The sequence below is a fragment of the Paraburkholderia sp. CI2 genome, assembly GCF_014201055.1.
In the GTDB taxonomy this organism is placed as follows: Bacteria; Pseudomonadota; Gammaproteobacteria; order Burkholderiales; family Burkholderiaceae; genus Paraburkholderia; species Paraburkholderia tuberum.
In genome coordinates, this window is sequence record NZ_JACHDL010000022.1 from 42,291 (window position 1) to 68,779 (window position 26,489).

Annotated in this window: 23 protein-coding genes and 6 pseudogenes; 11 read left to right on the plus strand and 18 right to left on the minus strand. The window is 61.9% G+C overall.

Annotated elements, in window-relative coordinates; genetic code table 11:
• Positions 1–24 precede the first annotated feature (24 nt).
• Positions 25–1,410 (minus strand): NAD(P)-dependent oxidoreductase, encoded by a 1,386-nt coding sequence (locus HDG32_RS26015; protein ID WP_184071846.1) that lies wholly within the window; start codon positions 1,408–1,410, stop codon positions 25–27.
• Between the two features lie 127 nt (positions 1,411–1,537).
• Positions 1,538–2,803 carry a Zn-dependent hydrolase gene (locus HDG32_RS26020; protein ID WP_184054146.1) on the minus strand — a complete coding sequence of 422 codons (1,266 nt, stop codon included), beginning with the start codon at positions 2,801–2,803 and terminating at the stop codon, positions 1,538–1,540.
• 344 nt (positions 2,804–3,147) lie between these two features.
• On the opposite strand from HDG32_RS26020, the gene HDG32_RS26025 reads away from it, so the two are divergent.
• From HDG32_RS26025 to HDG32_RS26040, 4 genes and pseudogenes are all read left to right on the plus strand, one after another.
• Positions 3,148–3,867: a TetR/AcrR family transcriptional regulator gene (locus HDG32_RS26025; protein WP_184071848.1), complete on the plus strand. Its 720-nt coding sequence runs from the start codon at positions 3,148–3,150 to the stop codon at positions 3,865–3,867.
• A gap of 221 nt (positions 3,868–4,088) precedes the next feature.
• Positions 4,089–4,253: pseudogene (locus HDG32_RS26030) on the plus strand (PfkB family carbohydrate kinase); the annotation flags it as partial.
• 147 nt (positions 4,254–4,400) lie between these two features.
• Entirely contained in the window at positions 4,401–5,360 is a 960-nt protein-coding gene (locus HDG32_RS26035; RefSeq protein ID WP_184071850.1) for a dihydrodipicolinate synthase family protein, read from the plus strand.
• Between the two features lie 65 nt (positions 5,361–5,425).
• Positions 5,426–6,541, plus strand: coding sequence for a LacI family DNA-binding transcriptional regulator (locus HDG32_RS26040; RefSeq protein ID WP_184071852.1), 1,116 nt, complete (start codon positions 5,426–5,428; stop codon positions 6,539–6,541).
• A gap of 579 nt (positions 6,542–7,120) precedes the next feature.
• Here the strand turns inward: HDG32_RS26040 and HDG32_RS26045 are convergent.
• The gene (locus tag HDG32_RS26045; protein ID WP_184071984.1) at positions 7,121–7,315 is read right to left on the minus strand and encodes a hypothetical protein; all 195 of its coding nucleotides are present in this window, start codon (positions 7,313–7,315) and stop codon (positions 7,121–7,123) included.
• A 538-nt stretch (positions 7,316–7,853) separates the two neighbouring features.
• Between HDG32_RS26045 and HDG32_RS26050 the strand changes: the two genes are divergently transcribed.
• Together HDG32_RS26050 and HDG32_RS36685 are read left to right on the plus strand one after the other, a co-directional pair.
• Complete coding sequence (locus HDG32_RS26050) at positions 7,854–8,324, plus strand: YbhB/YbcL family Raf kinase inhibitor-like protein (RefSeq protein WP_184071854.1); 471 nt, start codon at positions 7,854–7,856, stop codon at positions 8,322–8,324.
• A 222-nt stretch (positions 8,325–8,546) separates the two neighbouring features.
• A pseudogene (locus tag HDG32_RS36685) lies at positions 8,547–8,936 on the plus strand (hypothetical protein); the annotation flags it as partial.
• Between the two features lie 30 nt (positions 8,937–8,966).
• Here HDG32_RS36685 and HDG32_RS36690 read toward each other — a convergent pair.
• The 8 genes from HDG32_RS36690 to HDG32_RS26085 all read right to left on the minus strand — a co-directional run bounded on the left by HDG32_RS36690 (position 8,967) and on the right by HDG32_RS26085 (position 16,274).
• Positions 8,967–9,824 (minus strand): helix-turn-helix transcriptional regulator, encoded by an 858-nt coding sequence (locus HDG32_RS36690; RefSeq protein WP_260336595.1) that lies wholly within the window; start codon positions 9,822–9,824, stop codon positions 8,967–8,969.
• Between the two features lie 35 nt (positions 9,825–9,859).
• Positions 9,860–10,609, minus strand: coding sequence for a hypothetical protein (locus tag HDG32_RS36695; RefSeq protein WP_260336596.1), 750 nt, complete (start codon positions 10,607–10,609; stop codon positions 9,860–9,862).
• Positions 10,569–11,753, minus strand: a complete 1,185-nt coding sequence (locus tag HDG32_RS36700) for an AAA family ATPase (RefSeq protein WP_260336597.1) — start codon at positions 11,751–11,753, stop codon at positions 10,569–10,571. The genes HDG32_RS36695 and HDG32_RS36700 overlap by 41 nt, the downstream gene beginning before the upstream one ends.
• A 55-nt stretch (positions 11,754–11,808) precedes the next feature.
• Positions 11,809–12,527 (minus strand): IS6 family transposase gene (locus tag HDG32_RS26065; protein WP_184071858.1). Its coding sequence is split into 2 segments (ribosomal slippage): positions 11,809–12,242 and positions 12,242–12,527, totalling 720 coding nucleotides; the frame shifts between segments, so codons are not numbered across the junction.
• A gap of 110 nt (positions 12,528–12,637) precedes the next feature.
• On the minus strand, positions 12,638–13,510 hold the full coding sequence (locus HDG32_RS26070; protein WP_260336598.1) for a metal ABC transporter permease: 873 nt from the start codon (positions 13,508–13,510) through the stop codon (positions 12,638–12,640).
• A 2-nt stretch (positions 13,511–13,512) separates the two neighbouring features.
• A complete protein-coding gene (locus HDG32_RS26075) occupies positions 13,513–14,424 on the minus strand; it encodes a metal ABC transporter permease (protein ID WP_184071860.1) in 912 nt (303 codons plus the stop codon).
• Positions 14,425–14,430: 6 nt separating this feature from the next.
• On the minus strand, positions 14,431–15,252 hold the full coding sequence (locus HDG32_RS26080; protein WP_184071986.1) for a metal ABC transporter ATP-binding protein: 822 nt from the start codon (positions 15,250–15,252) through the stop codon (positions 14,431–14,433).
• Positions 15,253–15,257: 5 nt separating this feature from the next.
• Positions 15,258–16,274: a metal ABC transporter solute-binding protein, Zn/Mn family gene (locus HDG32_RS26085; RefSeq protein WP_260336599.1), complete on the minus strand. Its 1,017-nt coding sequence runs from the start codon at positions 16,272–16,274 to the stop codon at positions 15,258–15,260.
• A 227-nt stretch (positions 16,275–16,501) separates the two neighbouring features.
• On the opposite strand from HDG32_RS26085, the gene HDG32_RS26090 reads away from it, so the two are divergent.
• Entirely contained in the window at positions 16,502–17,509 is a 1,008-nt protein-coding gene (locus HDG32_RS26090) for a GTP-binding protein (protein WP_184071988.1), read from the plus strand.
• 103 nt (positions 17,510–17,612) lie between these two features.
• Complete coding sequence (gene zigA / locus HDG32_RS26095) at positions 17,613–18,803, plus strand: zinc metallochaperone GTPase ZigA (protein WP_184071862.1); 1,191 nt, start codon at positions 17,613–17,615, stop codon at positions 18,801–18,803.
• Between the two features lie 80 nt (positions 18,804–18,883).
• On the opposite strand, the gene HDG32_RS26100 is transcribed toward zigA, so the two are convergent.
• The 4 genes and pseudogenes from HDG32_RS26100 to HDG32_RS26115 form a co-directional block, all read right to left on the minus strand.
• Complete coding sequence (locus tag HDG32_RS26100; protein ID WP_090811191.1) at positions 18,884–19,231, minus strand: hypothetical protein; 348 nt, start codon at positions 19,229–19,231, stop codon at positions 18,884–18,886.
• Between the two features lie 256 nt (positions 19,232–19,487).
• Positions 19,488–19,823: a helix-turn-helix transcriptional regulator gene (locus HDG32_RS26105; RefSeq protein WP_184071864.1), complete on the minus strand. Its 336-nt coding sequence runs from the start codon at positions 19,821–19,823 to the stop codon at positions 19,488–19,490.
• 433 nt (positions 19,824–20,256) lie between these two features.
• The gene (locus tag HDG32_RS26110) at positions 20,257–20,859 is read right to left on the minus strand and encodes a DUF1326 domain-containing protein (protein WP_184071866.1); all 603 of its coding nucleotides are present in this window, start codon (positions 20,857–20,859) and stop codon (positions 20,257–20,259) included.
• 241 nt (positions 20,860–21,100) lie between these two features.
• Positions 21,101–21,337 (minus strand): annotated as a pseudogene (locus HDG32_RS26115) (CopD family protein); the annotation flags it as partial.
• A 533-nt stretch (positions 21,338–21,870) separates the two neighbouring features.
• Here HDG32_RS26115 and HDG32_RS26120 point away from each other — a divergent pair.
• A pseudogene (locus HDG32_RS26120) lies at positions 21,871–22,005 on the plus strand (metal-sensing transcriptional repressor); the annotation flags it as partial.
• A gap of 123 nt (positions 22,006–22,128) precedes the next feature.
• Here HDG32_RS26120 and istB read toward each other — a convergent pair.
• Both istB and istA read right to left on the minus strand, forming a co-directional pair.
• A complete protein-coding gene (istB, locus tag HDG32_RS26125; protein WP_184071868.1) occupies positions 22,129–22,887 on the minus strand; it encodes an IS21-like element helper ATPase IstB in 759 nt (252 codons plus the stop codon).
• 18 nt (positions 22,888–22,905) lie between these two features.
• Positions 22,906–24,453 carry an IS21 family transposase gene (istA, locus tag HDG32_RS26130; protein WP_184071870.1) on the minus strand — a complete coding sequence of 516 codons (1,548 nt, stop codon included), beginning with the start codon at positions 24,451–24,453 and terminating at the stop codon, positions 22,906–22,908.
• 183 nt (positions 24,454–24,636) lie between these two features.
• On the opposite strand from istA, the pseudogene HDG32_RS26135 reads away from it, so the two are divergent.
• Together HDG32_RS26135 and dmeF are read left to right on the plus strand one after the other, a co-directional pair.
• Positions 24,637–24,786: pseudogene (locus HDG32_RS26135) on the plus strand (metal-sensing transcriptional repressor); the annotation flags it as partial.
• 8 nt (positions 24,787–24,794) lie between these two features.
• Positions 24,795–25,340, plus strand: a pseudogene (dmeF, locus tag HDG32_RS26140) (CDF family Co(II)/Ni(II) efflux transporter DmeF); the annotation flags it as partial.
• 329 nt (positions 25,341–25,669) lie between these two features.
• Here dmeF and HDG32_RS26145 read toward each other — a convergent pair.
• A complete protein-coding gene (locus tag HDG32_RS26145) occupies positions 25,670–26,272 on the minus strand; it encodes an SCO family protein (protein WP_090811184.1) in 603 nt (200 codons plus the stop codon).
• Between the last annotated feature and the right edge of the window lie 217 nt (positions 26,273–26,489).

Genomic DNA, 26,489 nt, shown 5'->3' on the forward strand with positions numbered 1-26,489 from the left:
GATTCGGTGTAGCTATCACGCGGCTCAGGCGGCCCTGGCGGACTGACTCGCAAGGAAGCGGTCGATCGCGTGCGCGGCAAGCTTGCCGTCCTGCACGGCCTGGACGGTCAGATCGGTGGCGCCGTGGCCGGCACAGTCGCCGCCTGCGAAAACGCCCGCAAGGGACGTGGCGCCGTTCGCATCCACCGCGACGCGCCCGCCTTCCTCGCTGAGTTGCAACCCGTCGAGGCCTTCGGGTAACAGCGTTTGGCCAATTGCCTTCAGCACCATATCGGCCTCCACGCGCACGATCTCCCCAGTGCCACGCAATGCGCCGCTCATATCGAGCCCGGTGCGCTCGAATTCCACGGCCCGCACCTGCGTGTCGCCGACGATTCGCAGCGGCTTCATCCACTCGGCCAACGTCACACCCTGGCGACGCGCGAATTCCAGTTCGGCCCAGGTGGCGCTCATCTGCGCCGCGCCGCGACGATAGGCGAGCGTCACTTGCTCCGCGCCCAGCTTGCGGCTTTGCACGGCGGCGTCGATTGCCGTATTGCCGCCTCCGAGCACCACCACCTTGCGACCGACGGGCACGCTGGCCAGATCGTCGGCCTCGCGCACGCGCGCGATGAAATCCACGGCATCGAGCACGCCGTCGAGCAATTCGCCTTCGATGGAGAGCGTATGCGTGCCGCCAAGGCCCACGCCGATGAACACCGCGTCATACGCCGCGCGTAACTCCGCAAGCGTCACGTCATGCCCCAGTCGCTGGCCCTGGCGCATTTCTATCCCGCCAACGGAAAGAAGCCACTGCACTTCGCGCTGCGCGTAGTCGTCGACGGTCTTGTACGCCGCTATGCCGTACTCGTTCAGGCCGCCCGGATGTTCGCGCGCGTCGAAGACGCTCACGCGATGCCCGGCAAGCGCGAGCGTGTGCGCGCAGGCGAGACCCGCGGGACCCGCGCCGACCACGGCAACATGACGGCCTGTCTCGCTGGCGCGCTCGAAGAGCGCAGGGGCACCCGCGGCTTCGCGGGCCATCTGGAAGTCGGTGGCATGACGTTGCAGCGCGCCGATCTGAACGGGCTCGCCATCCTGATGATTTCTCACGCAGGCGCCTTCGCAGAGAATCTCGGTCGGGCACACGCGTGCGCACATGCCGCCCAGCGGGTTCGCGCTGAGGATATCGCGCGCCGCGCCCTTGAGATTGCCGTTGCCGATCTTGCGGATGAAACCGGGAATGTCGATGCCCGTGGGGCATGCGTTCACGCAAGGCGCGTCGTAACAGTAATGACAGCGGTCGGCGGCGATCATGGCCGCATTCGCGGAAAGCGGCGGCGCGACGTCGGCGAAATTGCAGCCCAGTTGCTCGGCACTGAGACGGCCTGGCGCGATGCCGTTGGCGGCATTCGAGGTGGTCTGGGACATCCGGATGCTCCTTGCGCGGCGAAACACGGGTCCGCCGGCCGTGTGCGTGACGTGCGCGGCCGGTACGTGGGGAATCGTTGGAAAGACAGCGCGGCGCTGAGACCGCTTGCGTTCGATCGAAATTGCGTCAGCCGGGCTCGCTCGCGCGTTCGAGCATGGCGTGCAGCAACACGTTCGCGCCGGCTTCGATCCATTCGATCGTCGCGTCCTCGACTTCGTTGTGGCTGATGCCGTCGATGCACGGTACGAACACCATCGAGGTCGGCGCGACCGTCGCGAGATAGCACGCGTCGTGACCTGCGCCCGAAACGATGTCGCGATTCGAATAGCCGAAGCGCTCGGCCGCCGCGCGCACGGACTTCACGCACGCCTCGTCGAACGGCACGGGCGCGTAGTAGAAAATCTGCTCGACGTCGGCTTCGAGCTTGCCCTGTTCCGCGATCTTCGCGATGCCTTCGCGCAGCTCTGCGTTCATCTGCGCCAGCACCTCGTCCTGCGGATGGCGAAAATCGATGGTGAAGAACACGCGGCCCGGAATCACGTTGCGCGAATTCGGATGCACCTGCATCATGCCGACCGTCGCGCACGCGAGCGGCGCATGACGCAGGCCGATTTCGTTGACGAGCTGCACGACGCGCGAGGCGCCCAGCAGCGCGTCGCGGCGGCGCGGCATGGGCGTAGGCCCCGCATGGGCCTCCTGGCCCGTGAGCACGACTTCGTACCAGCGCTGACCTTGCGCGTCGGTGACCACGCCGATCGTCCTGTTTTCGGCCTCGAGTATCGGCCCCTGTTCGATGTGCAGTTCGAACGCCGCGTGAATCTTGCGGCCGCCGCACGGCAACGCGCCCGCGTAGCCGATGCGCTGCAATTCCTCGCCGATGGTCTTGCCGTCGACGTCCTTGCGCGACAGTCCGTACTCGAGCGCAAACACACCCGCAAATACGCCCGAGGCGACCATCGCCGGCGCGAAGCGCGAGCCTTCTTCGTTGGTCCAGATCACCGTTTCAACAGGGCGCTCGGTTTCGATGCCGTAATCGTTGAGCGAGCGAATCACTTCGAGGCCGCCGAGCACCCCATAGATACCGTCGAAGCGCCCACCGGTTGGCTGCGAGTCCGCGTGCGAGCCGGTCATCACGGGCGGCAGGTCGTTGTTGCGCCCCGCGCGGCGCATAAACACGTTGCCCATCTGATCGACACTGATCGTGCAGCGCGCCTCTTTCGCCCATTGCACGATGAGATCGCGGCCCTGCTTGTCGAGGTCGGTCAGCGCCAGACGGCACACGCCGCCTTTGGGCGTGGCGCCAATCCTGGCCATCTCCATCAGGCTGTCCCACAATCGCTGACCGTTCACGTGGATCGCGGTCGTCAGCGCGGCTTCGCTTACTGCGTTCATGCGTGTTCTCCTGTCCGTGCTTGTCAAACGTGCATGCATGCCACCGTGTTGGGGCGCGAAGGATCACAACGGTGCACGTCTCGATGGCACTGCGCTGCCCCTGAAACCCAGCCCTTCGAATCCTGTCCGATTGGACAGGTTCTAGACGAGAAACTTCGCGAATTCAATGCGGAGTTACGAGCGAGAAGCGTGCCATTGATGCTGCAGTGCGTGAAAAAACCAGCCGTCCGTGCTGCGCGTTTCTCCTGATGTCGGTGAATTCGCGGCGCACTTGCATCGTGGCTACAATGATTCCCGCATGCGCGCGGCCGCCGCGCTCCTTTTCTCTTCCGAATGGACCGAACATGCGCGACGACGAACCCACCACGCGAGCCGCGCCCCTCGCGACGCGCGGCACCGTGCAGGCGCAACGAGCCGCCGACACATCGCACAAGCCACATCGGCGCAAAGCCTCCATTCGTGCGTCGAATGAATCCCATCTGCTCGCCTGTGCCGAAGCCGTGTTCGCCGAACGCGGCTTCGAAGGCGCGAGCACGGCGCTGATCGCCGAGCGCGCGGGTTTACCGAAGGCGAATCTGCACTATTACTTCCCGACCAAGCTGGCGCTGTACTGGCGCGTACTCGACGATGTGTTCGAGGAATGGAACGCCGCCGCCAACCTGTTCGATGCAAGCGACGATCCGGTCGAGGCGATTGGCGGCTACGTGCGCGCCAAGATGGCCCTGTCACGGCGCCGCCCACTTGGATCGAAGGTGTGGGCCAACGAAATAATCAGCGGGGCGCTGCACATGCAAGAGATCCTCCTCGAACGCGTGAAGCCGTGGATGGACACACGCGTGAAGCTGATCGAGCGATGGATAGCCAAAGGGTTGCTCGCGCCCGTCGACCCTCGGACGCTCCTCTTCATGATCTGGGCGACCACGCAGCACTACGCCGATTTCGAGGCTCAAATATGCGCGCTCTCGGGCAAACGCGCGCTCTCGACGAAGCGCTTCGAGGCTACGACGGAAGAAGTGGTGAGCATGATCCTGCGGGCGAGCGGAGCGCGATCGCCGGTCCGATGAATTGTTTTGGGGAGTTTCCCTGATGACGTCATTGTCTCGTTGCCGCGGTCGCTGTTTTGCGCGTTAACGTAAGCGCTAACATTCGATCTACGGACCGGCATTCCTGGGACCGGATCGTCGTGGTCGGCATGGCGAACATGGATCTCGTTGTCCACGCAGAGCGACTTCCGGCGCGCGGCGAAACCTTGCTCGGTGGCGCGTTCGCTACATTCGCCGGCGGGGGCGGCTTCGCAGCCGAGCGCGTGCGCGGCGCGAGCATCCGCGGCGCGATCGACTTCGCTCAGCGAGCCGCGGCGCTCAGCGTCACGCGTGAAGGCGCGCAGGCATCCATCCCGACACAGTTCGAAGTGCGGGCGCAACCCACGTTCGCGGCGGCGGTTTCATAGACCCGGCTGCGCGACGTCCAGCAGCCTGCGCGGGCCGATGCGGTCGACGAGGCCGGCGCCGATCGAAAGCGAACCGGAACCGGCCAGTCCGGCACGGGCACCCGCTTGATGAACTGCCCGTTCAACCCTGCCAAGGACAACACCGACATGACTCTCCCCACTTCTTCGACGCGCTCGTCGCAAACGATCGAAGGCATCGTGCCCGTGATGCTGACGCCGTTCGACGACGACGGCGCCATCGACTATGCCGGGCTCGAACGGCTGATCGAGTGGTATTTCGCGCACGGCTCGGACGCGCTGTTCGCCGTGGCGCAGTCGAGCGAGATGCAATTTCTCAGCCTCGCGGAGCGCGCGGCGCTTGGCCGCTTCGTGGTCGAGCGCGTGGGCGGCCGCGTGCCGGTGGTGGTCTCGGGCCATATCAGCGATGATCCCGACGCGCAGGCCGAAGAGCTGAACGCCGCCGCGGCGACCGGCGCGGACGGGATCGTGCTGGTGACGAACCGGCTCGATCCGGCCCGCGACGGCACGCAAGCGTTCTCAACGAACTTGCGCCGCCTGATGAGCCGCTTGCCTTCCGACATACCGCTCGGGCTATACGAATGCCCGGCTCCCTACCGGCGCCTGCTATCCGACGACGAGCTCAAGATGTGCATCGACACCGGCCGCTTCGTGATGTTGAAGGACGTGAGCTGCGATCTCGACACGGTGAAGCGCCGCGTTGCCCTGGCGAAGGGTTCGCCCATGAAGATCCTTAACGCGAATGCCGCGATTGCCTGGGATGCGATGAAAGCCGGATCCGCGGGATTCAACGGCGTGTTCACGAACTTCCATCCGGACCTGTACAACTGGCTGCGCAATCGCGCCGACGAGAACCCGGCGCTCGCCCGCGAGCTCTCGATCTTTCTCGTGGTCGCGGCGGTATCCGAGGCACTCGGCTATCCGGCGCTCGCGAAGATGTACCACCAGCGCATCGGCACGTTCCAGTCCATTCTCTGCCGCGCGATCGACTACGACGTGCGCGAACGCTTCTGGGCGCTCGACGCGGTGCTCGACAAGATCGTCGAAGGTACCGAGCATTTCCGCTCGCGCATCGCAGCGGGGGCCTGACGGATGCGCCGTTGTGTCGCGCCGCGAGTAAGACGACGGGCTCCCTGTACGAAACCTGAACGTCGATGCCTCGCTCTTGCGCCTCTGACTCTGCTCTCGAAGAAAAACCGTCACCTGCCGGGCGGGCGGCCGGGGCGCGCTCCCGCCGCAGCACGGGGCGCACGGTGCTGTCCGACGTGGCGAAGCTCGCGGGCGTGTCCACGGCGACGGTATCGCGCGTCTACAACGAGCCCAGCAAAGTGTCGGACAGCGTGCACGAGCGCGTCGAGCGGGCTGCGCTGGAGCTGAACTGGTTTCCGAATGCAGCCGGACGTGCGCTCGCATCCACACGCAGCCACATTGCGGGCATCGTCATTCCGACGCTCGATGATCAGGTGTTTGCCTCGCAGGTGAGCGGCATGCAGGCTGCGTTCGCCGCGCGCGGCATCACGCTTTTTCTCGGCTGCTCGAACTACGATCCTAAAGAGGCTCTCTCCCAGGTTCAAGCGATGCTCGCGCGCGGCGTGGAGGCGATCGCGGTGGTGGGCGAAGCGCATCCGCCGGAGCTCTTTGATGCGCTGCGAGTCTGGCGCGTGCCCTACGTCGTGCTTTATGCGTGGCGCAAAGGCAGTCCGCACGTTTGCATCGGCGTTGACAACCGCGCCGCGTATGAAGCGATCACCGAGCATCTCGTCGCGCTCGGTCATCGGTCGTTTGCGGTCTGCATCCAACCGACGCGCGACAACGACCGTGCGCAGGCGCGGCTCGCAGGCATTCGCATCGCGCTGGAGCGTCATGGCCTCGCGGTGCGGCCGGAGCACCTCGTCGAAGGTGAATCCACGCTCGATTTTGGCCGGCGCGCGTTGCGCGCGCTCTGGCAACAGCCGGGGCCGCGTCCGACAGCGATCATCTGCGGCAACGATCATATTGCGCTCGGCATTGTGCGGGAGGCGGAAGAGTTGGGCATCGCCATTCCTGGGCAACTTTCCGTCACCGGCTTCGACGATCTCGCGATCGCACGCGAAGCGCGCCCGCCCCTCACGACGATGTACGTGGACACACGCGAGATCGGCACGGTCGCCGCGAGGCATCTGCTCGACGCGCTGGACGGCCGGGCAACGCGACAAGGATATGCGCTGCCTGCGGTGCTAAAAGTACGCGGGTCAACAGGGCCGTATCTCGATGCGGCTGGCAAAAGATGATGTCCTCGTGTGCGCTTGCGGAAGCAGACGTGCATTTATCGAAGAATTGCTTATCGCTATTAGGTCAGCCGGCTTTGCAGTAAGGTTGTCGCTTTCATGTACCGAACGGCATGAACGGCTGAAAGCTCAATGACGGCGTTGAGTCCAGAGGCGGCGCGAGTACTCAAACGTCTGAATCATCCGCTCGCGTTCCGTGCAAAAAGCGGGTCTCGCCGACTTGGATATCCCGCCAGGCGCCCTATACTTGAAGAGAGCCGCGCGGAAGCCGGCCCCTGATACAGAAGCGGACGAGAAATCGTTCATTGGGGCGCGGTAGCGGGGCCACGGAAACGCCCGTGTGAATAACGCGGGCGTTTTCTTTTTTGTGCCCCGATCGTGCAGCCGCCCTGCCCTATGGCATGGTGCCGAAGGAATGGTGGTCCGATGTCCGCGGGGTGCGCCAACGCAAGCGTGTGCGCATTCCACCCCGGCGACTACGAGGAAGTCGAAGATCCGAGGGCTCGTCGGTACTTCGCGGTTCGTCGGTTGAGGCTAGCTGCTTGCTCGAGTCCCAGCCGACACGCGGCAGGTTTCGACTTCTCAGTGTATGCGCGCGAGGTTACGAAGGAGCGAATCGCCGTCCTGCGTCGCGCGAGGTCGCACTGCCCCGCAGGCAAGCCTCTCCATGGTGACGAGCTGACGTTCAAGCAGCGTATCGAGTTCTTCCCGCTCGGCAATGTGGTCAGCCGAATTCCTGACCAGCATCAATGTCGCAAATTCATGGGCGCTGAGCATGCTTGCCTCCTGATAGCTTGAGTAGGTGCTGTATGGATTGTGTTTGGCTGCGGCACTCGCTTTTGACATCGCCTGCCGATGGCGCACTCGCTGCAATGGCGCGGGGAGTTGATGGTAGGGGAGCGCAGCGGCGCGGCAATCCAGGGTCGTCCCGCATATTGGGTCGATTGGGGAGTGCCGCACTGCAACAGATGCGGTGGCGATCACGCAAAAACGGGTTTCGGCACGCTGGAGATCGGGAGAATCGTCGACGTAGCCGTTCGGACTGTACGCCGCCTTCTCGAGTTGAGCCAGTTCGGCCGCCAATGACTACAATTTAGGGACGGTCGCATTCCCCAAGGAGGCTGCCATGACTCAATCAATGATCAGTTTTTGGGTTGGCCTTGTGGTTCTCGTTGTCGTTGCATCGGCCTTGTCCAGGCGCTACAGGCGCGATCACCCGGGAGAGAGCCTGAGTCAGTGGCTCGACACACATCATATGAGCTGGATGCATCGCAAGCACTAGCTGGCGGCGCGGGCTGACGCCGAGGAGCGCACCATGGCCTTCACCCTCACCTCACACGCTTTCCACGAAGGAAGCGAGATTCCTCGGCGCTACACCTGCACGGGCGCGGACGTCTCCCCACCGCTCTCGTGGTCCGGGGTGCCCGCCAACGCGAAAAGCCTCGTGCTGATCGTCGACGACCCCGACGCGCCCGACCCGGCCGCGCCACGGATGACATGGGTCCACTGGGTGCTTTACAACATCCCGACGACGGCTCCTGGTGTTCAGGAGGACGTCACTTCGGGCGCGCTTCCGGCAGGCACACTTGAAGGCACCAACGACTTCCATCGCACCACGTATGGCGGCCCATGCCCGCCCACTGGCCGTCATCGGTATTTCCATAAGCTCTACGCGCTCGACACCGTGCTGCCCGATCTTCACAAGCCCACAAAGGCGGCGTTGGAAAAGGCGATGGAAGGCCATGTCGTGGCGCACACCGAACTGCTCGGCACATTCAAGAAGTAACACGCAGACCCCTGGACGCTACTTGTCCGGGATTGTCGATTCCGCGTCGATGCTGCGCAAGCTCGTTCACGTCGCATTCGGTGTTATCAGGTCAGGCAAGTGCTTCGATCCCGAACTACAAAATGCTTGACGGGGAGGGGGTGCGACATGAACAGCGTTGCTGTCGCAAAAGGATGAAAGAAAGCCTACTCAGCAGAAAGAAAAGAAGCGTTAGTGCGCCGCATGATGCCGCCAGAAAATGCGCTGGTTTCGGCGCTGGACAAGGAGTCGCAGTGCCGGGCGATGGGAAGAATCCCGAAGGATGGTCTTCGGAAGACAAGTTTGCGGTAGTGCTGGAAACCGCGCCGCTCAACGCAGCGGAGTTGGCCGAGTATTGCCGCCGCAAAGGTCTTTATCCCGAACAGATTGCGGCGTGGCGGGCTGCTTGCCAGGCGGCCAACGCGAATGCTGCCGCGCAGGCGCGCGAGCAGCGTCATCAGTCGAAAGATGACAAGAAGCGCATCCAGCAGCTTGCGAAGGAATTGCAGCGCAAGGAGAAGGCGCTGGCGGAAGCGGCTGCGCTTGTGATTCTGAGAAAAAAGTCCAGGCGATCTGGGGATGTCCGCGCCGGATCTGGTGAGGGCTATTGCATATGGCTCGCCACTACATGGCCGCGCGGCGCTCTCCTACCCCATGTCCAAAAACTCTCTGTACGGCGACGGCGTCAATTCGCGAATTTACGTCGAGCTTTTCGAAGATATTTTTCAAATGCCACTTGACCGTCTCGGGTGCCAGTTTCAACGACCGGCCGATTTCCTTGTTCGAAAGACCGCGGGCAACGCACTCGAGCACCTCAAACTCCCTCGCACTAAGAACATCCGGTGACAGCGGCACGGCCTCAACATGCGTGGGCGACGCAGCCGGTGAATTGCCGAAGGCATCAAAAGCTGTAAGCAGCCTGTCGACATACGCCGTTTCTGCCGTAGGAACATTCGCTGAAGCGAAGCGAAATTGCTGTAGCAACGCGCGCACGGGTGGCCCCTCATCCACGAAGCTGTTAATCATGCCGCTCTGCCTTCCGAGCCGTAGCGCTCGTTCGAGCGCACCAAGCGCCTTTTCGGACGCTCCACATTGCGCGAGCGCGCATGAGAACAGCAGGGAAACCACAGCCTCCGAATAGCGCCTGCCCGTAGCAGCCAGAGTATCGAGCAAAGGTGTGAAAAGCGTGACGGCTTCATCTGCACGATCCCCGGCGATCAGTACGCGAGCCTGCAGGAGACAATAGCTTGTCCAGGTGTCTACCGCGCACCCAGTCCGCCCTTCGCACATCATTGGCGCGCTCTTGCTCAGCTCGTCGGCGATCTGCCTCGCTTGAGCAACGTTGCCTTCTACAAGGAGCAATCTTACCGTTTCGGCATCCAGCGCCAACTTCAGACGTAGCCAGTGTCGGGTTACGGCGGCCTGTCGACCGTCTTCGAGAATAGCCGGCGCCGAACCCATCTCCCCGTCGCGCCACAGCAAGCGTGCTGCAGACAGTATATGGCGCATCAAACCAGTTAGCGGCGAGTTTCCAGTGCAGCGGTCGTGCGGCCCGCGATCATCCTCCGCGCTTCAGGCAGTTCGTTGCACTCATAGTAGATCGCAGCAAGGCAACTGGCCGCCCAGGTCGCGCAGGATGACGAGTGGCCCCATGCTTTTTCGATGCGGTGGAACATCGCCTCAAAAATTCGCCTTGATTCAGACGGCTCGCCATGCACAAATGCAGCAACACCGAACGACGAGCGTCGAAACATATCCGAGTAGTCGGGCTCCTGACCCTGTTCAACTCGCTCGCCGACGGCGTCGCGTATTTCACGTATCTGGTCGAACCTGCCCCGGTGCATCAAGCCGAAGAGCTGCGCGTATTGCGCGCAGCGCTGCACCCAAGGCGCCGTAGGCGCCACTGAGGTTTGAGCAACATGGCCCAGTTCGAGTGCCCGCTCGCTGTCCTCTACCATAGTGGCGATCAGTGCGCTGACCGCGTTGATCTCCGCCAATGCCGCTTCCTCTACCATGCGGGTATCCTTGCGACGCCCCCGAAAGAATTCGTTGGTAACAGCAGCAACCTCCCTCGAGGCGGCGTCCGGCTGAATCGAGAACACGAGCGCCCATGCTTTCGTAAGGCGCAAACGAAGCCGTCTCTGGATGACATCCGGTGGCAGTTTTCCGATCCATCCTGGCAACGTGTTCAACTCACCGCGCTCGAGCATCTCCGTCGCACAGTTTTCAACCCACTGTGCCGCCTGCTCGAGTTCGCCTGCAGCCAAGGCATGTCTGACTGCCTTCGGGCCACAGACGTGCTCCTGCAAACCATTGGGACGCACGACGGTGCAGCAACGGGACGTGTTGCGGCATCTGGCGAAGAAGGCGCCGACGAAGTGCGTCGGACAGGAGCGCATGATAGCGGTACCAGTGCCGTGTTTCATCCAGCGGCCGGATGAACACGCTGTGCCGCTCGAGCCAGTCGAGCTCGCCCCCGCTTCCACTTCCCTTACCCATGATGGCATCGCACAACTCAGGGGCGAGTCGTTCAAGAATCGACGTGTACAGCAGAAACTTCAGCATATGGAGCGGCAGATGTGCGAGCACGGTATCGTTCAGGTACGAATCGATTCCGGAGCTGACTCCGACCAGCGCACCGGCGACCTTGGCCGCATCGCCCACATCGCGTAGCGCTAGAGCAGCAAGTTGCAAGCCAGCGACCCACCCCTCCGTTGCCTCGTTCAGCAACTCAACACTGGTCCGGTCAAGCGGCACGGTGCCTGTCCGGTCAAAAAATGCCTGCGCATCGGCGATCGAAAAACGGAGATCGTCGACATCAATACGTACTAGTTCCTCCGGAGCTCGAAACTGACCAACTATCAAGGCCGGTTCACCTCGCACCCCGAGCAGGATATGCATGTTCTCGGGGGCATAGCGAAGCAGACGGGAAGTAATCGCAAGAACTGGTTTCGCATTCAGACGGTCGGCGTCATCGAGCACGAGGAAAACGCGCCTGCCGGATGCAGCGATCCCGTTCAGGAGTAGTGAAATGACCGTTCTGATAGGAGTCAGCGGATCGTTATTAAGGATCTGTTGCGCTTGCGAGGCAATTTCCGCCGAGGCCCTGGCGAATGCGGCCACCAGGTAAGCGCAGAATTGCTGGGGATCATCGTCTTCTGCGTCGAGGCTGAGCCATGCAACAACATGCTTTCGCTGCGACAGCGCTTCACACCAACCAGCAAGCAATGTTGTCTTGCCGAACCCCGCCGGGGCGGTCACGACGGTGATGCTGCGAACCGGCTGCTTACGCAACCACTTAAGCAACACGGATCGTTGCACGCAGCCAGACGGAAGACGGGGCGGGAGCATCTTGGTCTGAATCAGCGACACGCTCCATGGGCGATCGGTACTGTCTGAAGACGCATCCATGTTTGTCCTCTACTGGCCCCCAATCCAGAAATAATAGCGCGAAATTTTGCCAGCGCTATTGCTGCGACCCATTGCACACCGCTCCGTCCAGGTCACTCAGCAGACTGACATCAGACCCGCGACCCCGCCGCACCGTCTGCCCCTTGGCGATCATAGGCATGAGTTCAATGCCACTCAACAAGATGCGGGCACAACTGAAATCCTTGAATCCCAACATGGGTCGGGTACGTCGCTTGATCGCCCGATGGTCTTGTTCCACGATGTTGTTGAGATACTTGACCTGGCGGATCTTGATGGGCGTCTCACGCTCGGCGTTCACGGCGTGCAGCCCGGCCAGATTGGCACCGCTTTTGTCGATGGTAACGGTTTCGGGCGCGCCATTCTGATCGATGGCCTTCTCGAAGTACCGTCGGGCCGCTTCCTTGTCCCGCTTGGCTCGCAGCAGGAAATCAACCGTGTTGCCGGCCTTGTCGACGGAGCGGTAGAGAACTTCCATGTGCCCCGGACCTTCACATAGGTTTCGTCCATCCGCCAGCTCTTGCCGACCGGGCGCTTGCAGCGGCGGAACGCCCTTTCAAGCACTGGCAGAAGCTTGATGGCCCACCGATGCACGGTCGAATGATCGACCGCGATCCCGCGTTCGGCCATCATCTCCTCGAGATTGCGCAAGCTCAGCGGGTAGGCCACGTACCAACGTACGCACACCAACATTATCTCGAGCGGATAGTGCAACCGCTTCAGCACTTCGGCTACCGCCGGACTCAGTGCCTTCATTACCGTTCACATCATTCTGTTAGGTTCCGCAGCATACCAGCCTCCGCTATTGCAACAGAACCCACATTCGACGAGGACCGCACGTCGCTTGCCGCGATCGAGGCCAAGTCTCATGCGCTCGGCTTCACGCCGGTTGGCGGTCCCGTCAGTGAGCCGACTGGTGCCTCCGAGGCCGGCCGTTCGTCGTGATGGCGCGCGAAGGCTCGTGCCCGGGTCCACACCTGCCCCACTCCGTAACAGGCGGCCCCAAGCATGCCAACGAAGAAACCGACTGGCCAGTTGGAGACATAGGAGAGGGCAATCGATGTCCACACCGTGACGAGCGAAATTCCAACCGACACGCATATCGCAAGAATCGGCCGGTCAGTCAGCGAGCGGGCCGCAGCCGCGGGTCCAATCATCAGGCTGAACACTAGCAGCGCGCCCACTACCGGGAGCGCCATTGCCGTCGCAAGCGCCAGGATGCTCATGAACGCAAGTTCCATCGCGCGGCTCGATACGCCTCTCGCCTTCGCCAGATCGGGCGATACCGAACTGAGCAGGAGTGGCCGGAAGAGCACAACCGCAACCGCAATCGAGAACCCGCTGATCGCGGCAACCGGCGCGAGATCGGTGTTGCTCACGCCCAGTACTTCGCCGAAGAGAAGGGCATAGACCGCTTGTGAATACTCGCTCGTCATGCTCAGGAACAGCGCCCCGAAGCCTAGCAGCGTGACGAGGCACAGGGCGGTTGCGACTTCGTGTCTTCCGCGCCGGCTCAGCCAACTGATTCCGATCACGCCGAGACCAGCGAAGACGATCAGGCCGAAGAGCGGATTGATACCGAGCAGGCTTGCCGCTGCAGCACCCGGAAAGGTGCCGAGCGGCAAGGCGTGCGCGGCGAACGAGGCGCCTCGAATCACCACGAAGAAACCGATGAATCCGGCGACTGCTGCCACGATGCTCGCCACGATCCACGTGTTGGTCATGAAGCTGGAGAACATGGTCAGGCCTCACCCGGTTCACGGGCGTTCAGGGCGATCCGCGCGCCCGTTGGGGGCTTCCGTGCAGGTCCGGCGCGACCTGTGATGACATACAGGGCGAAGATAAGCGTCACCACGAAGAAGCTCACTGGCCAGCCGTGCCCGGGTGTCCAGTAGTAGCTGTCGTACGCGAGGAGGATGCCACCCCAGGTCGTGCCCAGGCCGATTAACGCGGACAGACCCGTGGCCCAGCCTGGCCGCTTTGCCGCCCTCAAGGCGATCGCCGCCGGACCTATCAGGAGTGCGGTCGACAGGATGGCGCCGACCGTAATAGCTGATAGGGAAACGGCCAGCGCCAATACCAGCAGGTGCAGGAGTCCGACCGTCCGTACCCGCACGCCCATGACCGCAGCCAGCTCTGGGTCAACGGAGCTGAGCAGCAAGGGACGATAAAGCACGCCCGCGGCAATCAACGCCCCCGTGCCCACCGCCAGTGCGAGCGGAATGATCGATGCCGGAATGGCGAACATTGATCCGAACATGACGGTGATCGCCGCTCCAGTCGTGCTTTTCGATGTCACGTCGAGGTAAAGAAACAGCGCGGCAAGGCCAAGCCCCGCGCCCAGCACGACGCCGGTCACAAGATCGCGCTCACGGGCGCGGCGCACCCGCACCAGTTCCATGCCGCCCGCTGCCATGACCGCCATGATGAGAAATCCCAGCAACGGGTTGATGCCGAGCAGGAACGACGCAGCACCGCCCGCGCTGCTCACATCGGCCAGCGCGTGGCCGGCGAAGGACTGGCTCCTCATGACGGTGAATACGCCAATTACGCCGGACACGACTGCGGCGCCGCCGCCGACTACCATCGCGGTATGCACCGGTTCACTGCTAAAGAAGCCCGGTTCAAAGATGAGGGTGAGCAGGGAATCCATCTTGAATCAGGGAACCTGCACAATGTGGGCGGGGTTTCGCCGAACGGCGGCAAGCATTTCGGCCTCGGTGCCGGCGGCAATCACCAGCACGCGGCCGTGCACGCGGACGACATCGATGTGATAGCCGTACAGTCTGCTCAGGACCTCGGTACGCACCACTTCGTCCGTCGCCCCGCTCGCTGCGTGGCCATTGGCGAGGTAGACGATCCGGTCCATCACCGGCAGCAAGGGATTCATGTCATGCGCCGAAAGCAGGACCGCAAGCCCGTGCTCGACGCTCAGGCGGCGCAACAGCGCGACAATTTCGGCGACGCTGCGCATGTCGAGGTTGGCCAGAGGTTCGTCCAGCAACAGCAGCCGCGGACGGCGAACCAGAGCGTGTGCGATCAGTACCCGCTGCTGCTGGCCTCCGGACAGTTCCCCGATGCGCTGGTCCGCGAAAGGCTCTGCATCCACGGCTTTGAGCATCCCGTCGACCGCCTCGCGGCGTTTTTTCGACGGTAACGGCAAGCCGGGCCTGTGGCCCTCGAGGCCGAGCGACACCAGATCCCGCGCACGCATCGGGAGGTAGGGGTCGAGCGCGATCTTCTGCGGGACGTAGCCCACCGAGGTCAGGTTGCGCGCACCATTGATCCTGATGCTACCTGCACTCGCTACCTGGAAGCCGAGGATCGTACGCAGCAGCGTGGTCTTGCCCGAACCGTTCGAACCGATAAGGCCGCAGAACTCTCCCGCTTCCAGACTGAAACTCACCGCATGTAGCACGCTGTGCCCCGGGAAAGAGACGCTCACCCGATCGACCGCAAGGACCTCGTTGCCAGGGCACATGCCGCTCACTGCACAGCCTGCAAGGTTTCAGTGGACACTTTGGAAGTCACTGCCTTTTCCAGCGCATTGACTTCCGCCAGCATCCACGACTGGTAAGTAAAGCCGGGGGTTGGCATGGTCTCGTAGACGCCGACCACCGGAATACCATTTTTCCTGGCCAGATTGAGAAACGACTGTGTGAGCGCATCCGTGACCTGCTGGTTGTAGACGAACACCTTGACCTTGTGGTCCGTGAACAGGCTGTTCTGTTTCGTCACGTCCTGCGGAGAGGGATCGGTGCCGTTCATGATCGCCGCCTGCAGGCTGAAGGGTGTGGCGATATCGGTGCCGACCGCTTCGAGCATGTAGTTGGCGACCGGCTCCGTCACCGCGACAGGCGTTTGCGCGTAGTGCGCCTTGAACGATGCAATTGCAGCCAGCCAGGGCTTGAGTGATGCGTCGAACTTCTTCACGTTGGCTTGAAAGTAGGCTGCCTGCGCGGGGTTCAATGCGGAAAGGTCCGCTGCCACTGCCTTCGCAACCGCCGGCATGGTTTTCGGGTCGTACCAGAGATGCGGGTTCGGCGTGCTGTCGGGCAGGCCGAGCAGGTGTTGGGCGTCAATGACCTTGCGTTTGTTGTTGGGCGCGGCTGCGATGATCTTGTCGGCCCAGGCGTCGTATCCCACGCCGTTCTTGACGATCAGATCGGCGGAAGCAAGCTGCGCTGCCACCTTCGGGTTGACCTCGAACGTGTGTGGATCCGTATTGGGATCCGTTTCGATCGCGCTCACCTGAACGTACTTGCCGCCGATCTGGGCGATGACGTCGGCGTACTCGTTTTCGACACCGATGGCGTTGATTACGCCAGCCGCTGCTGATGCCGCCATGGCGCTTCCCTGATGCAGGGCAAGCAGTACCAATGCAGCCGAAAGGCTACCGATGGGCTTTAGTGCGGCGCGCCAAACAAACCGGTCTGGCTGTCCTGAACTCCAGGATGCGCGGTGCTGAACGGAGTTGCAAAGCCTGGCGGCGATTTTTTTCATTGGCGTTCCTGGCACGAAAAATAACAATCCGATAGGATTAGATACGTTATAACATAACACATACGGTGTCCAGCGTTCCCGGTAGACAGACTGGCCGTCCCGGAGCGTGGCATCAGCGAAGCGGGCTGTCACCGCATGGGGGCATCTCGACCGTAACCATTTGCTCGGCGCCCGGGCATCTCGACGGGCGAACATGCTTGAGCGCGTGCCGCTCACAGGAGAATGCAATGCAAGATGCAACCGGCTTCCAGCGTATCCCGACGACCATCCTGACCGGCTTCCTCGGCGCCGGAAAAACGACCTTGCTCAACCGCATCCTGACCGAGCATCACGGCGGACGCGTTGCGGTCATCGAAAACGAGTTCGGCGAAGCGGGCATCGACAACGAATTGCTGGTGCAGGACGGTAACGAGCAGATTGTCGAAATGAACAACGGCTGTATCTGTTGTACGGTGCGTGGCGACCTGGTGCGCATTCTTTCGACGCTCGCCGCGCGACGGGAGACAGGAGAACTCGCGTTCGAGCGGGTCATCATCGAGACAACGGGACTTGCCGATCCGGCGCCCGTCGCGCAAACGTTCTTTGTTGACGATGTCGTGCAGGAGAAATACCTGCTCGACGCCATCGTGACGGTGGTCGACGCACGGCATGGCGGCGAGCAGCTCGACGAACATCACGAAGCGCAGGAGCAGGTCGGATTCGCGGACCGTATCCTCGTATCCAAGGTGGACCTCGTTGGCGAAGAGCAGGCGCAGCAACTGATGCGCCGGTTGCGGCAGATGAACCCGCGCGCGACGATCAGGCCGGCACATTTTGGCGAGACGGACCTGAAGCAACTGCTCGACATCCGAAGCTTCAGTCTGGATGCCATTGTCGACATCGAGCCCGATTTCCTTGAAGACGTTTCGCACGAGCATGACGACGATGTGACGTCCTTCGTCTACCGCGCTACTGCGCCTCTGGATCGGGACAAGCTCGAGGCGTTCTTCAGCGCCACGGTTGCGATCTATGGTGCCGCGATGCTGCGCTACAAGGGTGTGCTGAACCTGGCGGGTGTCGACCGTCGCGCAGTGTTCCAGGGCGTACATATGATTTTTGGCGCGGATATCGGTAAGTCCTGGGGCGCGAATGAAACGCGCGAAACCCGGATTGTTTTCATCGGCAAACAGTTGCCACATGATCTTTTCAAGGCGGGCCTCGACAACTGTATGGTTGGCGAAGTCCTGCAGAACTGACACGAAGGATCGCGCCTGCTTGCCGCGCACCCGCCTCGGCCAGCAGGCTGGCCGTGTCGATTCATGCGATCTTCTTCACCATGTTTGAGGCTCCACTTTTCCCATGCACAAGCTCCCCGTCACCGTACTGTCCGGCTTTCTCGGCGCGGGCAAGACCTCGCTCCTGAACCACGTCCTGAATAACCGCGAAGGCAAGCGGGTGGCCGTAATCGTGAACGATATGTCGGAAGTCAACATCGACGCTCAGCTGATTCGTGACGGCGGCAGCCAGCTCTCGCACATCGACGAAAAGCTCGTCGAAATGAGCAACGGTTGCATTTGCTGCACATTGCGCGAGGACCTGCTGATCGAGATCCAGCGGCTCGCGCGGGAGAAGCGCTTCGACTATCTGCTGATCGAATCCACGGGCATATCCGAGCCCTTGCCGGTGGCGGAAACCTTCACGTTTCGCGACGAACAAGGTCACAGCCTCTCGGATATCTCTCGCCTGGACACGATGGTGACGGTCGTCGACGCCTATAATTTTGTGCGCGACTACGGTTCCCACGACTTCCTGGCGGATCGCGGCGAAACGATGGGCGGGGAAGACCGCCGCACCGTGGTCGATCTGCTGACCGAGCAGATCGAGTTCTGCGACGTGATCGTGCTGAACAAGACGGACCTTGTGAGCGCAAGCGAGTTGGAGTTGCTCAAAGGCGTGCTGCGGGTGCTGAACGCCCGCGCGAAGATCGTCGAAAGCCGCTTTGGCCAGGTGCCGATCGGGCAGGTTCTCGATACCGGCCTGTTCGACTTCGAAGCCGCTGCGCAAGCGCCTGGGTGGCTCAAGGAGATGCGCGGTGAACACATTCCCGAAAGCGAACAATATGGCATCACCAGCTTCGTCTACCGCGCGCGCCGTCCGTTTCATCCGCAGCGTTTCTTCGACTGGATTCAGAGCGAGTGGCCGGGCGTCGTGCGCTCAAAGGGGTACTTCTGGCTGGCCTCGCGCAACCATGCGGTCGGCGAATGGTCGCAAGCCGGCGCGGTCTCGCGTCACGGACGCGCCGGAACCTGGTGGGCGGCCGTGCCCAGGCACGCCTGGCCGCAGGAGCCCGAAGCACAGGCTATCATCCGAAGCCGCTGGCATGAGCGTTTCGGGGATCGTCAACAGGAGCTGGTCCTGATCGGCACCGGAATGGACGAGGCAGCCTTGCGCGCGTCCTTTGATGCCTGCTTGCTAAGCGAGGACGAACTGGCCCGTGATGAAGTCGCGTGGCACAAATTTACCGACCCGTTCCCTGAGTGGACGCAGTAAGGTGTGTCCACCCAGGCAGTAACCTGGCACCATGCATACTCAAACGTATTGAGGTACTTCGCCTGCCTGGCGCCGGGCACTCAGGCGAGCTCAACCGGGCCGTGGTCGTCGCAATGATCGCCGTGCGGATGGTGCAGGTGGCCGTTGACCAGGTAGTCGACGTGATCGCCATGCGGTACCGCTTCGTGGCCGCATGCCGGCCCGTGGACATGTCCCGACTCATGACCGCCGCAGTTGGAAGTACATTGATCCGGATTTTTTGCGCTCACCTCCAGCCGGTGTTCGTCCACGTGATCGCCATGGGGATGGTGCAGGTGGCCATCGTGCAGATAGTCAGTGTGATCGCCATGCCTGATCGCAGTGTGTCCGCAGTTCGGACCATGCTGATGGTCATGATGGGCATGATGCGGTTCGTTGCAGGTGCTCATAGTGGTGCTCCTCGACTCACGTGATAGTGAACGCATGACGTGGGCTTCGCGGCGTGCCCCCAATGGGCAACGGTTAATCCGGCCAGATGTTAAAGCGATCCTCCTTACGCACGCCGAAGTCAACGCCCCTTTTTTCCGTCTAGATGATGCCATACCCCCGATGAAGTAAACGCGTCTGTGCTTTAATTAACCGGCGCGGTGGGTTCGATAGCCGGAAAACATCGGGGCTTGCCTTGCGGGTCAGCTGCAAAACGCGTCATTCCTCCTTCGGTGGCTCATCAAATTCGGACGGCGGATGCTCACACTCGTGTTCAGCCATGTCGCTGATGACACGCTCTACGTGCTCGTCAGTTGCTACACAGAAAATCTGTTTTGCGCACCGATCGGCGCGCAGCACCCGGGCTGCTCGCAAAAGCCGCAGGTGATGGCTGACGAGCGTTTGCGCCAAGCCATATTGTGCCGCGATGTAGGAAACGCACATCGGCGCGCGCAGGCATGCTGCAATTATTTTCAGGCGGGTCGGATCGCCGATCTGCCGGAACATCTCTACCAGTTCCGCGACCTGGTCGTCGGTCAACTCGGATGCCTGCATTTTTGCATTCCAAAGAGTCACGTCGCCTATAGATGGCGCACCGCCGCATGCACGGAAATGCCACCGTTGCCCGTCTCATGCCAGGGGCCATCGGGATATCGAAGTCGACCAATGGTTCTCGACACATTAACGTGGCCGGGACCCAGGCGCGACGAAAAGGCTATGTACGAAGGGTCGAATTGGGCGATTAGCTATCCGCAACCGAGCGATGGCGGCTGCACCATCAAGATAGCCCTTCGATCGGAGCCAGGTCGAACGGCCGCGACGGGTTGGCGGATTCAACCGGTATGGTTCAGATAGCGTGAATACGGTCCTTCATCCAATCCCCACAGTGCCAGCCAGGCCGAAAGCATCAGCCCGGCTAGCAATGGCGGAAAAAGCCCTGAGCGCGAAGCGGACTTCATCGCGAGGCTCGGTGGCCGTTGGAGGAGAGTCAGGCCTGGAAGTTGAAATGGCCTTGGGTGGCGTTATGACCCGTCAGGTTGAGGTCGACCTTGAGCAGAGGGTTTTTCATCCGGTAAGCGCTCGCTTTGCTGATGATCGCCGGGGAGCATGGTGTCGTCGAGATGGAATTACCGAGAAGCACCGCGGGGGCGCCGCTCGGACTCCAGTACGGCTCGAGTTCCGCATGAATGTCCACGCCAATATCGAGTTTGCCTTTACCGCCCTGAAGGTCGAAGATAATGGGCGCGCGCTCGATCGAGACGATTTTTCCGTACATATGGGCGAAGTCGGCCAGCGGGCCGCCGCGCTCGCCCCGGTAGACGCTGGAGAGCGCCTCAAACTGGACATCGGTGGCCCGGTCATCGATGTACACGGCTACCTGCCAGTTGCCCTGCAGGATATTGCCAGGAATGAAAGTGGCACAGGCCACCGTCAATCCAGAGACCTCAATGTCATCGATCGAGCCCTTGTCGAAGTGGTGGGCGATCGCGGCGCAACAGCTGCCATTGTCGGCGTCCTCACCTATGCAGCAAGGGCAAAGTACGTTGCAATTACACACTTCCAGAATACTGCCGTCGAGTTTGTAGCTCACGTTAGCCTCCTTGCGCCTTTACACCCCTCGCGCCGTCACCTCGCCTTCAACGGCTACTGGCATCAAGAATAGACCATTGATGCTGGCCTGAAAGGCGCGGATTCACACTAGAAGGCGCGTTCATTGGCGCGAACTGCCGGCTCTCGATCATTAGTGAGCCTGATCCGCGTTCGTCGAAGCGACGGACTGTCGGGGTTCGGATACCCGGGTGATGCGAGCGATGGCTCTAACGTAACCAGGCCTATTCGCCCGAGGGCGCCGTGTGGCCAAGCACACCGGCGGCCGCCAGTACCGCCAGCATGGCGACGGCTTCGACGGCCAGCAGACGGTCGAAGCCGCGTTGAGCGTCAGGGTAAGCGGGACCGCCATCTGCCGTCGCGGCCTGCGAGCGCGGCAAGTGGATCATCCGGTTGTAGCCGCCCAGCAGCACCGCCAGCGTGACGCACACGAACTTAAACGCGAGCGGGCGTCCATACGGTACGCTGAGTAACGGGCAGTGAGGTGGGCCGTATCCTGCGTCACGTTATAAATGGGCTCCGTGTGGCAGCAGGCCGAGACTGCCCGGTGCGGACAAAACGACTGAAAGTGACGTTCGCGAACGTCACTTGTTGGCCGGCGGATTCGCGTAGCGTCGCTCGCAGCATCTGAAGCACGCGGCGCATATTCTTATCACACGATGCTGTGTCCGGCCAGAAGCAGCCGATCACGTCAGGACAACGTATGCCTGCTTCTTCCTGGTGACCGGACGCCAACGCGGCACGAGCCAATCGCAACGATCGCGTGCCTGGCGCGTCCCGGTGGGACGGTGACGCCCTATCGCGTATCGTGGATTCGCTCGCACGTGCCGTCCTCGCGCAAACAAAGTCCATCCATAAAGGCCGCTGCCCGAAAGGCGAAGCCGGGTCTAATGCAGTCAAATTCCTTCAATTCGCCTTCGTTCACCGGGGAGAATTAGCATACCCCTCCACCCTTTTTGGCATATACGCTCCCGCGGTATTTCGGAGGTCATTCATGAGCCACACCATTCGTGAGAAACAGAAGTTTCTCAACCGGGTCCGCCGCATCAAGGGGCAAGTGGAATCCATCGAGCGGGCGCTTGAGGAAGAGCGTGGCTGCATCGACGTCCTGCAGCAGATAACCAGTTGCGTATTCCACGCAAAGAGAACAGCCATTCGACGGCAAAGTGAATCGTGATTCCACGGCAAAGTGAACAAGGATTCCACGCCATCGCGAACAAACGGAGCGCAGCGACGCGGGACCTTTACCTTTTTACTCGGACTGCGGCTTTGCGGTCAATCGACTGCGCGTCTTGCGCAGCGATTCGCCCGCGAGCGTGATGCGATGAGCGTTGTGCACCAGCCGGTCAAGGATCGCGTCGGCGACAGTGGGTTCGCCGATCGCCTCATGCCAGTGGTCCACCGGGATCTGGGAGGTAGCGAGCGTGGAGCGGTGCCCGTGACGGTCGTCAAGAACCTCAAGCAGATCGCGCCGCGCGGAATCAGTCAGCGGCGCCATTGCCAGATCGTCGAGAATCACGAGATCCGTCTTGGCAAGTTGGGCGAGCCATCGCGCGTAGCGCCCGCTGCCGTGTGCGATCGCCAGTTCCTCGTTCAGTTTCGGCACGCGCAGATAGCAGGCGGAGAACCCCTGGCGGCACGCCTGGATGGCGAAGGCGCAACCCAACCAACTCTTGCCGAGCCCGGTCGGGCCAACCAGGATCAGGTTCTGCCTCTCCCGAAGCCACTCACCGGTCAGCAGTCGGGCGGTGAGCGCCCGGTCCAGGCCGCGGGCGGTGCGATAGTCGATGTCCTCGGGCGAAGCGTCGGGGACCTTCAGTCTGGCCCGGCGCAGCCGGGCCGCCGTTTGTCGCGAGTCACGTTCACTGGATTCACGCTCGACCAGCAGCCCCAGACGTTCTTCAAAGCCCAGTCGGTCAATGCCGTCCTGGGACTGTTGCTCGGCAAGCGCCGCCGCCATGCCGGGCAGGCGCAGCGCGTGCAGTTTGTCGACAGTGGGATGATGCAGCATATAGACTCCCTTTCAGCTTCAGTGGTAGTACGAAGGCCCGCGCACGTTGGCATGCACAAGCGGCAGGTCGGCCTGCCCGGTGGCAGGTTCGGGCTCCCGGTCCAGGCCGTTCTTCAGCGTCGAGTCAATGAACCTGTAGTTCGGCGCTTTCAGATCGATCGCGCGGCGGCAGGCAGCTTCGAGCCGGTCGCGTCCGTAATCCTTGCCCATGCGCAGCACACCCAGGCAGGTGCGATACGACTGCTGGGGGTGCTTGCGGGCACCCAGCAGGTGCTGGATGACAGCCGCCGTATGCGGGCCGATGTCGGCGGCCCAGTTGCGCAGCCGCTCCGGGTCCCAGCCCTTGGCGACCGCCAGGTGCTCCGGCGGCATGTGCGCGTCGATCGTGGTGTGGTAGCGACGGCGAGCGCTTTTGCCGTGAGCGGCAATGCGTTGGCCGCGATGGAAGATCTCGACGGTGTTGATCGTGTGGCGCACGTCGACCTGTTCGCGCGCGTAGCGATATGGGACCGAGTAATAGTGCTGATCAAGTTCAACGTGATAGTCAGGGCCGATACGCGCGACCTTCCACTCAGCGTACTGATAGGGCTGCTCGGGCAAGGGCCTGAGTGCCGGACGATCGATTTCGTCGAAGACGCTACGGCGGGAGCCGGGCAGTTTCTTGAAGGGCCGGTTGTTCAGATCGCCCAGTAACGCGGCGACCGCCCGGTTGGCCTCGCCCAGGCTGAAGAAGCGCTGGTTGCGCAGGCGGGCGAGGACCCATCTCTGCACCAGGAGGACCGACAGCTCTGCTTTCGGCTTGTCCCTCGGCTTTTTACTGCGAGCCGGGATCACAGCCACGGAGTAATGCCTGGCCATTTCCTGGTAGGTTGGATTGATGTCCGGATCGTAGAACCCCGGCTTGTGGACGCCCGATTTTAGATTGTCGGGCACCAGGATCTCGACCAGGCCGTCATAGAACGCGAAGGCGCGCACGTGCGAGCCGATCCAGTCGGGCAACTGCTGGGTCCAGGTGAGCTCAGCGAAGGTAAAACCGGACACGCCGAGCGCGGCGACGAACAGTTCAGCCTCGCGGACTTCACCGGTGTCCGGATTGATGATGCCGAGCTTCTTGCCCGAGTAGTCGACGAACAGCTTCTGGCCCGGCACGTGCGTTTGCCGCATCGTGACAGGAAGCCGCTGCGCCCATTCCTGGTAAGCCTTGCAGAACCAGCTATAGCCGCAGCCGTCCGGATGCTGCGCCTTGTATTCCTGCCACAGCAGATCGAGCGTGACGCCTTTCCTGCCGATCTCGCGATGCACCGCCGGCCAGTCCGGCATGCCGCGCGTTGGCTCGCGCCGTGCCGGCGGCGGATACAGTCTCGCCTCGAGCGCCGCGTCGTCCGTCAGCAGTTCCGGTGGCAGGGGCCAGCCCAGCCCCGCCAGCCGCGTGCGGCGCAGGTAATGCCACACCGTCGTTGTCGAGGCACCGACCGCGTCGGCGATCTCCCTCTGGTTGCGGTCACACTCGAAATGCAGCCGCAGCACTTCCCTGATTTTGCGCATGGTCAACCTGACATTTGCCATTCGGCACTCCCGACAAAACTGTCGATCGTGCCACCGTTGACCCGCGTCGCCGCCACCCCGAAACCGTGTTCGCGATGGCGTGGAAACCCTGTTCTTTTTGCCGTGGAATCGGCATTAACTTTGCCGTGGAATTCGTGTTCTTTTTGCCGTGGAATCCCTGTTCACTTTGGCGTGGAATATTCAACCAGTTGTCGCGGCGCGATGAATGGCCTGCTGGCGGTAGTGCTCGAGGAGCATATCCGCACGCATCTCGTCGATGCCGAAACCCACAAAGAGCCGGCCGGCAGCGCGACTGACCAGCTCATCGAAGTCGTTCACAGCTATTTCAAGTAGAGCAGCACATGAGTGATTTCAAAGACTCGGCGTTCGGCGCAGGACACGACCACATCTTTCTGGGTGCGGCTCACGAGCAGAACGAGCGCAGGACCTGGGCGGTCATTGCGCTGTGCAGCGCGATGACGCTGATTGAAATCAGCGGCGGCAATATGTTTGGCTCACTGGCGCTTGTTGCAGACGGTCTGCACATGTCGACGCACGCTGGAGCAATGCTGATTGCAGCCCTCGCGTACACATACGCGCGTAAGCATGCTGCCGACCCCCGCTTCGTTTTCGGTACTGGCAAGCTTGGCGATCTCGCGGGCTTCACGAGTGCCATCGTACTTGCCATGATCGCAGTGCTGATTGGGTACGAGGCTGTGTCGCGCTTTCTGTCGCCAGTATCGATTCATTTCGGCGAAGCGATTCCCATCGCGGTGGTAGGCCTGTTGGTCAACCTGGCGAGCGCGTGGCTGCTCGGCGACCATCACGGGCATGGTTACGAAGACAAGGCGCAGAAGATCTTCGCTCCGTCCGGTGTGTTTGCCGTTTCCATCTTCGAAGATGGCATCATGCAGTGCTCCAGCGCTTTAAGGGGTTGTCCCATGTCACGGTCGAGGTCCAGCCTGCTCAAGCGGTGGCGTGATCCACGATGCTACTGGCGCCACACACTTGTATGCCGGGAAACCTTGCGTTGAGCGTGCATAGGGATTCTGGTCGTAGCCGGTTATTGACCAGCTGAACGCGGTGGTATGCGTGGAACTTCGGGCGGCGACAACAAGCGCTCCTCCGGGCGAATCTGGCCGGAATCTCCGACGTACGTCCGACTCTATCTGTTGAAAACACCGTGGGTGCGCGGGCTCGTTCGCAGCCTCTTCAGCACCGTCGCGGGCGCCTGTCGTCAGGTCTCGTCGGCCAATTGACGCAGATCGTGCACAAATGCGTCGACCGGATCGTCGTCCGCACCGATCAGGCGTGCGTGCCCTTTCGCATCGAATATGTAGATCGCCGAGCTATGGGTTACCTCGTATCCACCGTTCGCGCGGGGCTTGTCAGCCTGGTACGCGACGCGATAGCGTTGCGCGAGCGCCTTGATCGCGCTGTCGGAACCGGTCAGGCCGACGTCGTGCTTTGCGTCAAACGCATCGACATACGCATGCATCACTGCGGGCGTGTCCCGCGCCGGGTCGACACTCACGAACAGGACCTTCACATGCTGTGCGGCGCCGCCCAGTTGATGCGTCACTTGGGCCAGTTTGGCCAGCGTCTCCGGGCATACGTCCGGGCAATGCGTATAGCCGAAGTAGACGAGTGTGACATCACCTGCCAGGTTCGCCTGGCTAATCTGCTTGCCGGCGTCGGAGGTCAGCGCGAAATCCAGATCGGGCAAATGCCCCTGGACGTCCGTGAGCTTCCACGGCTCTTCATGGTGGCAGGCGGCAAGTGAAACAGAGAGCGTTGCGCCGACAACGAGACGCACACAGCGATCAAAGAATGGGGGCATGGATTGGTGCGGCATTGCCGTCGCAAAGATCAGGATCGAGAAGTACAGTCTATTGCGGAGAGCTTTCATTCGTCTGCCCGCGTAGTGCCTCATCCGCTTTACAACTCTCAACGACAAGGCTCCATTCGAGGGCCGTTGCGCCACAGGCCGCGTCACCCGAGCGCGCCAAAATGTCGCGCGTAAGGCGGGAAGCGAAGAGCCAGCCGACCGCAATCCG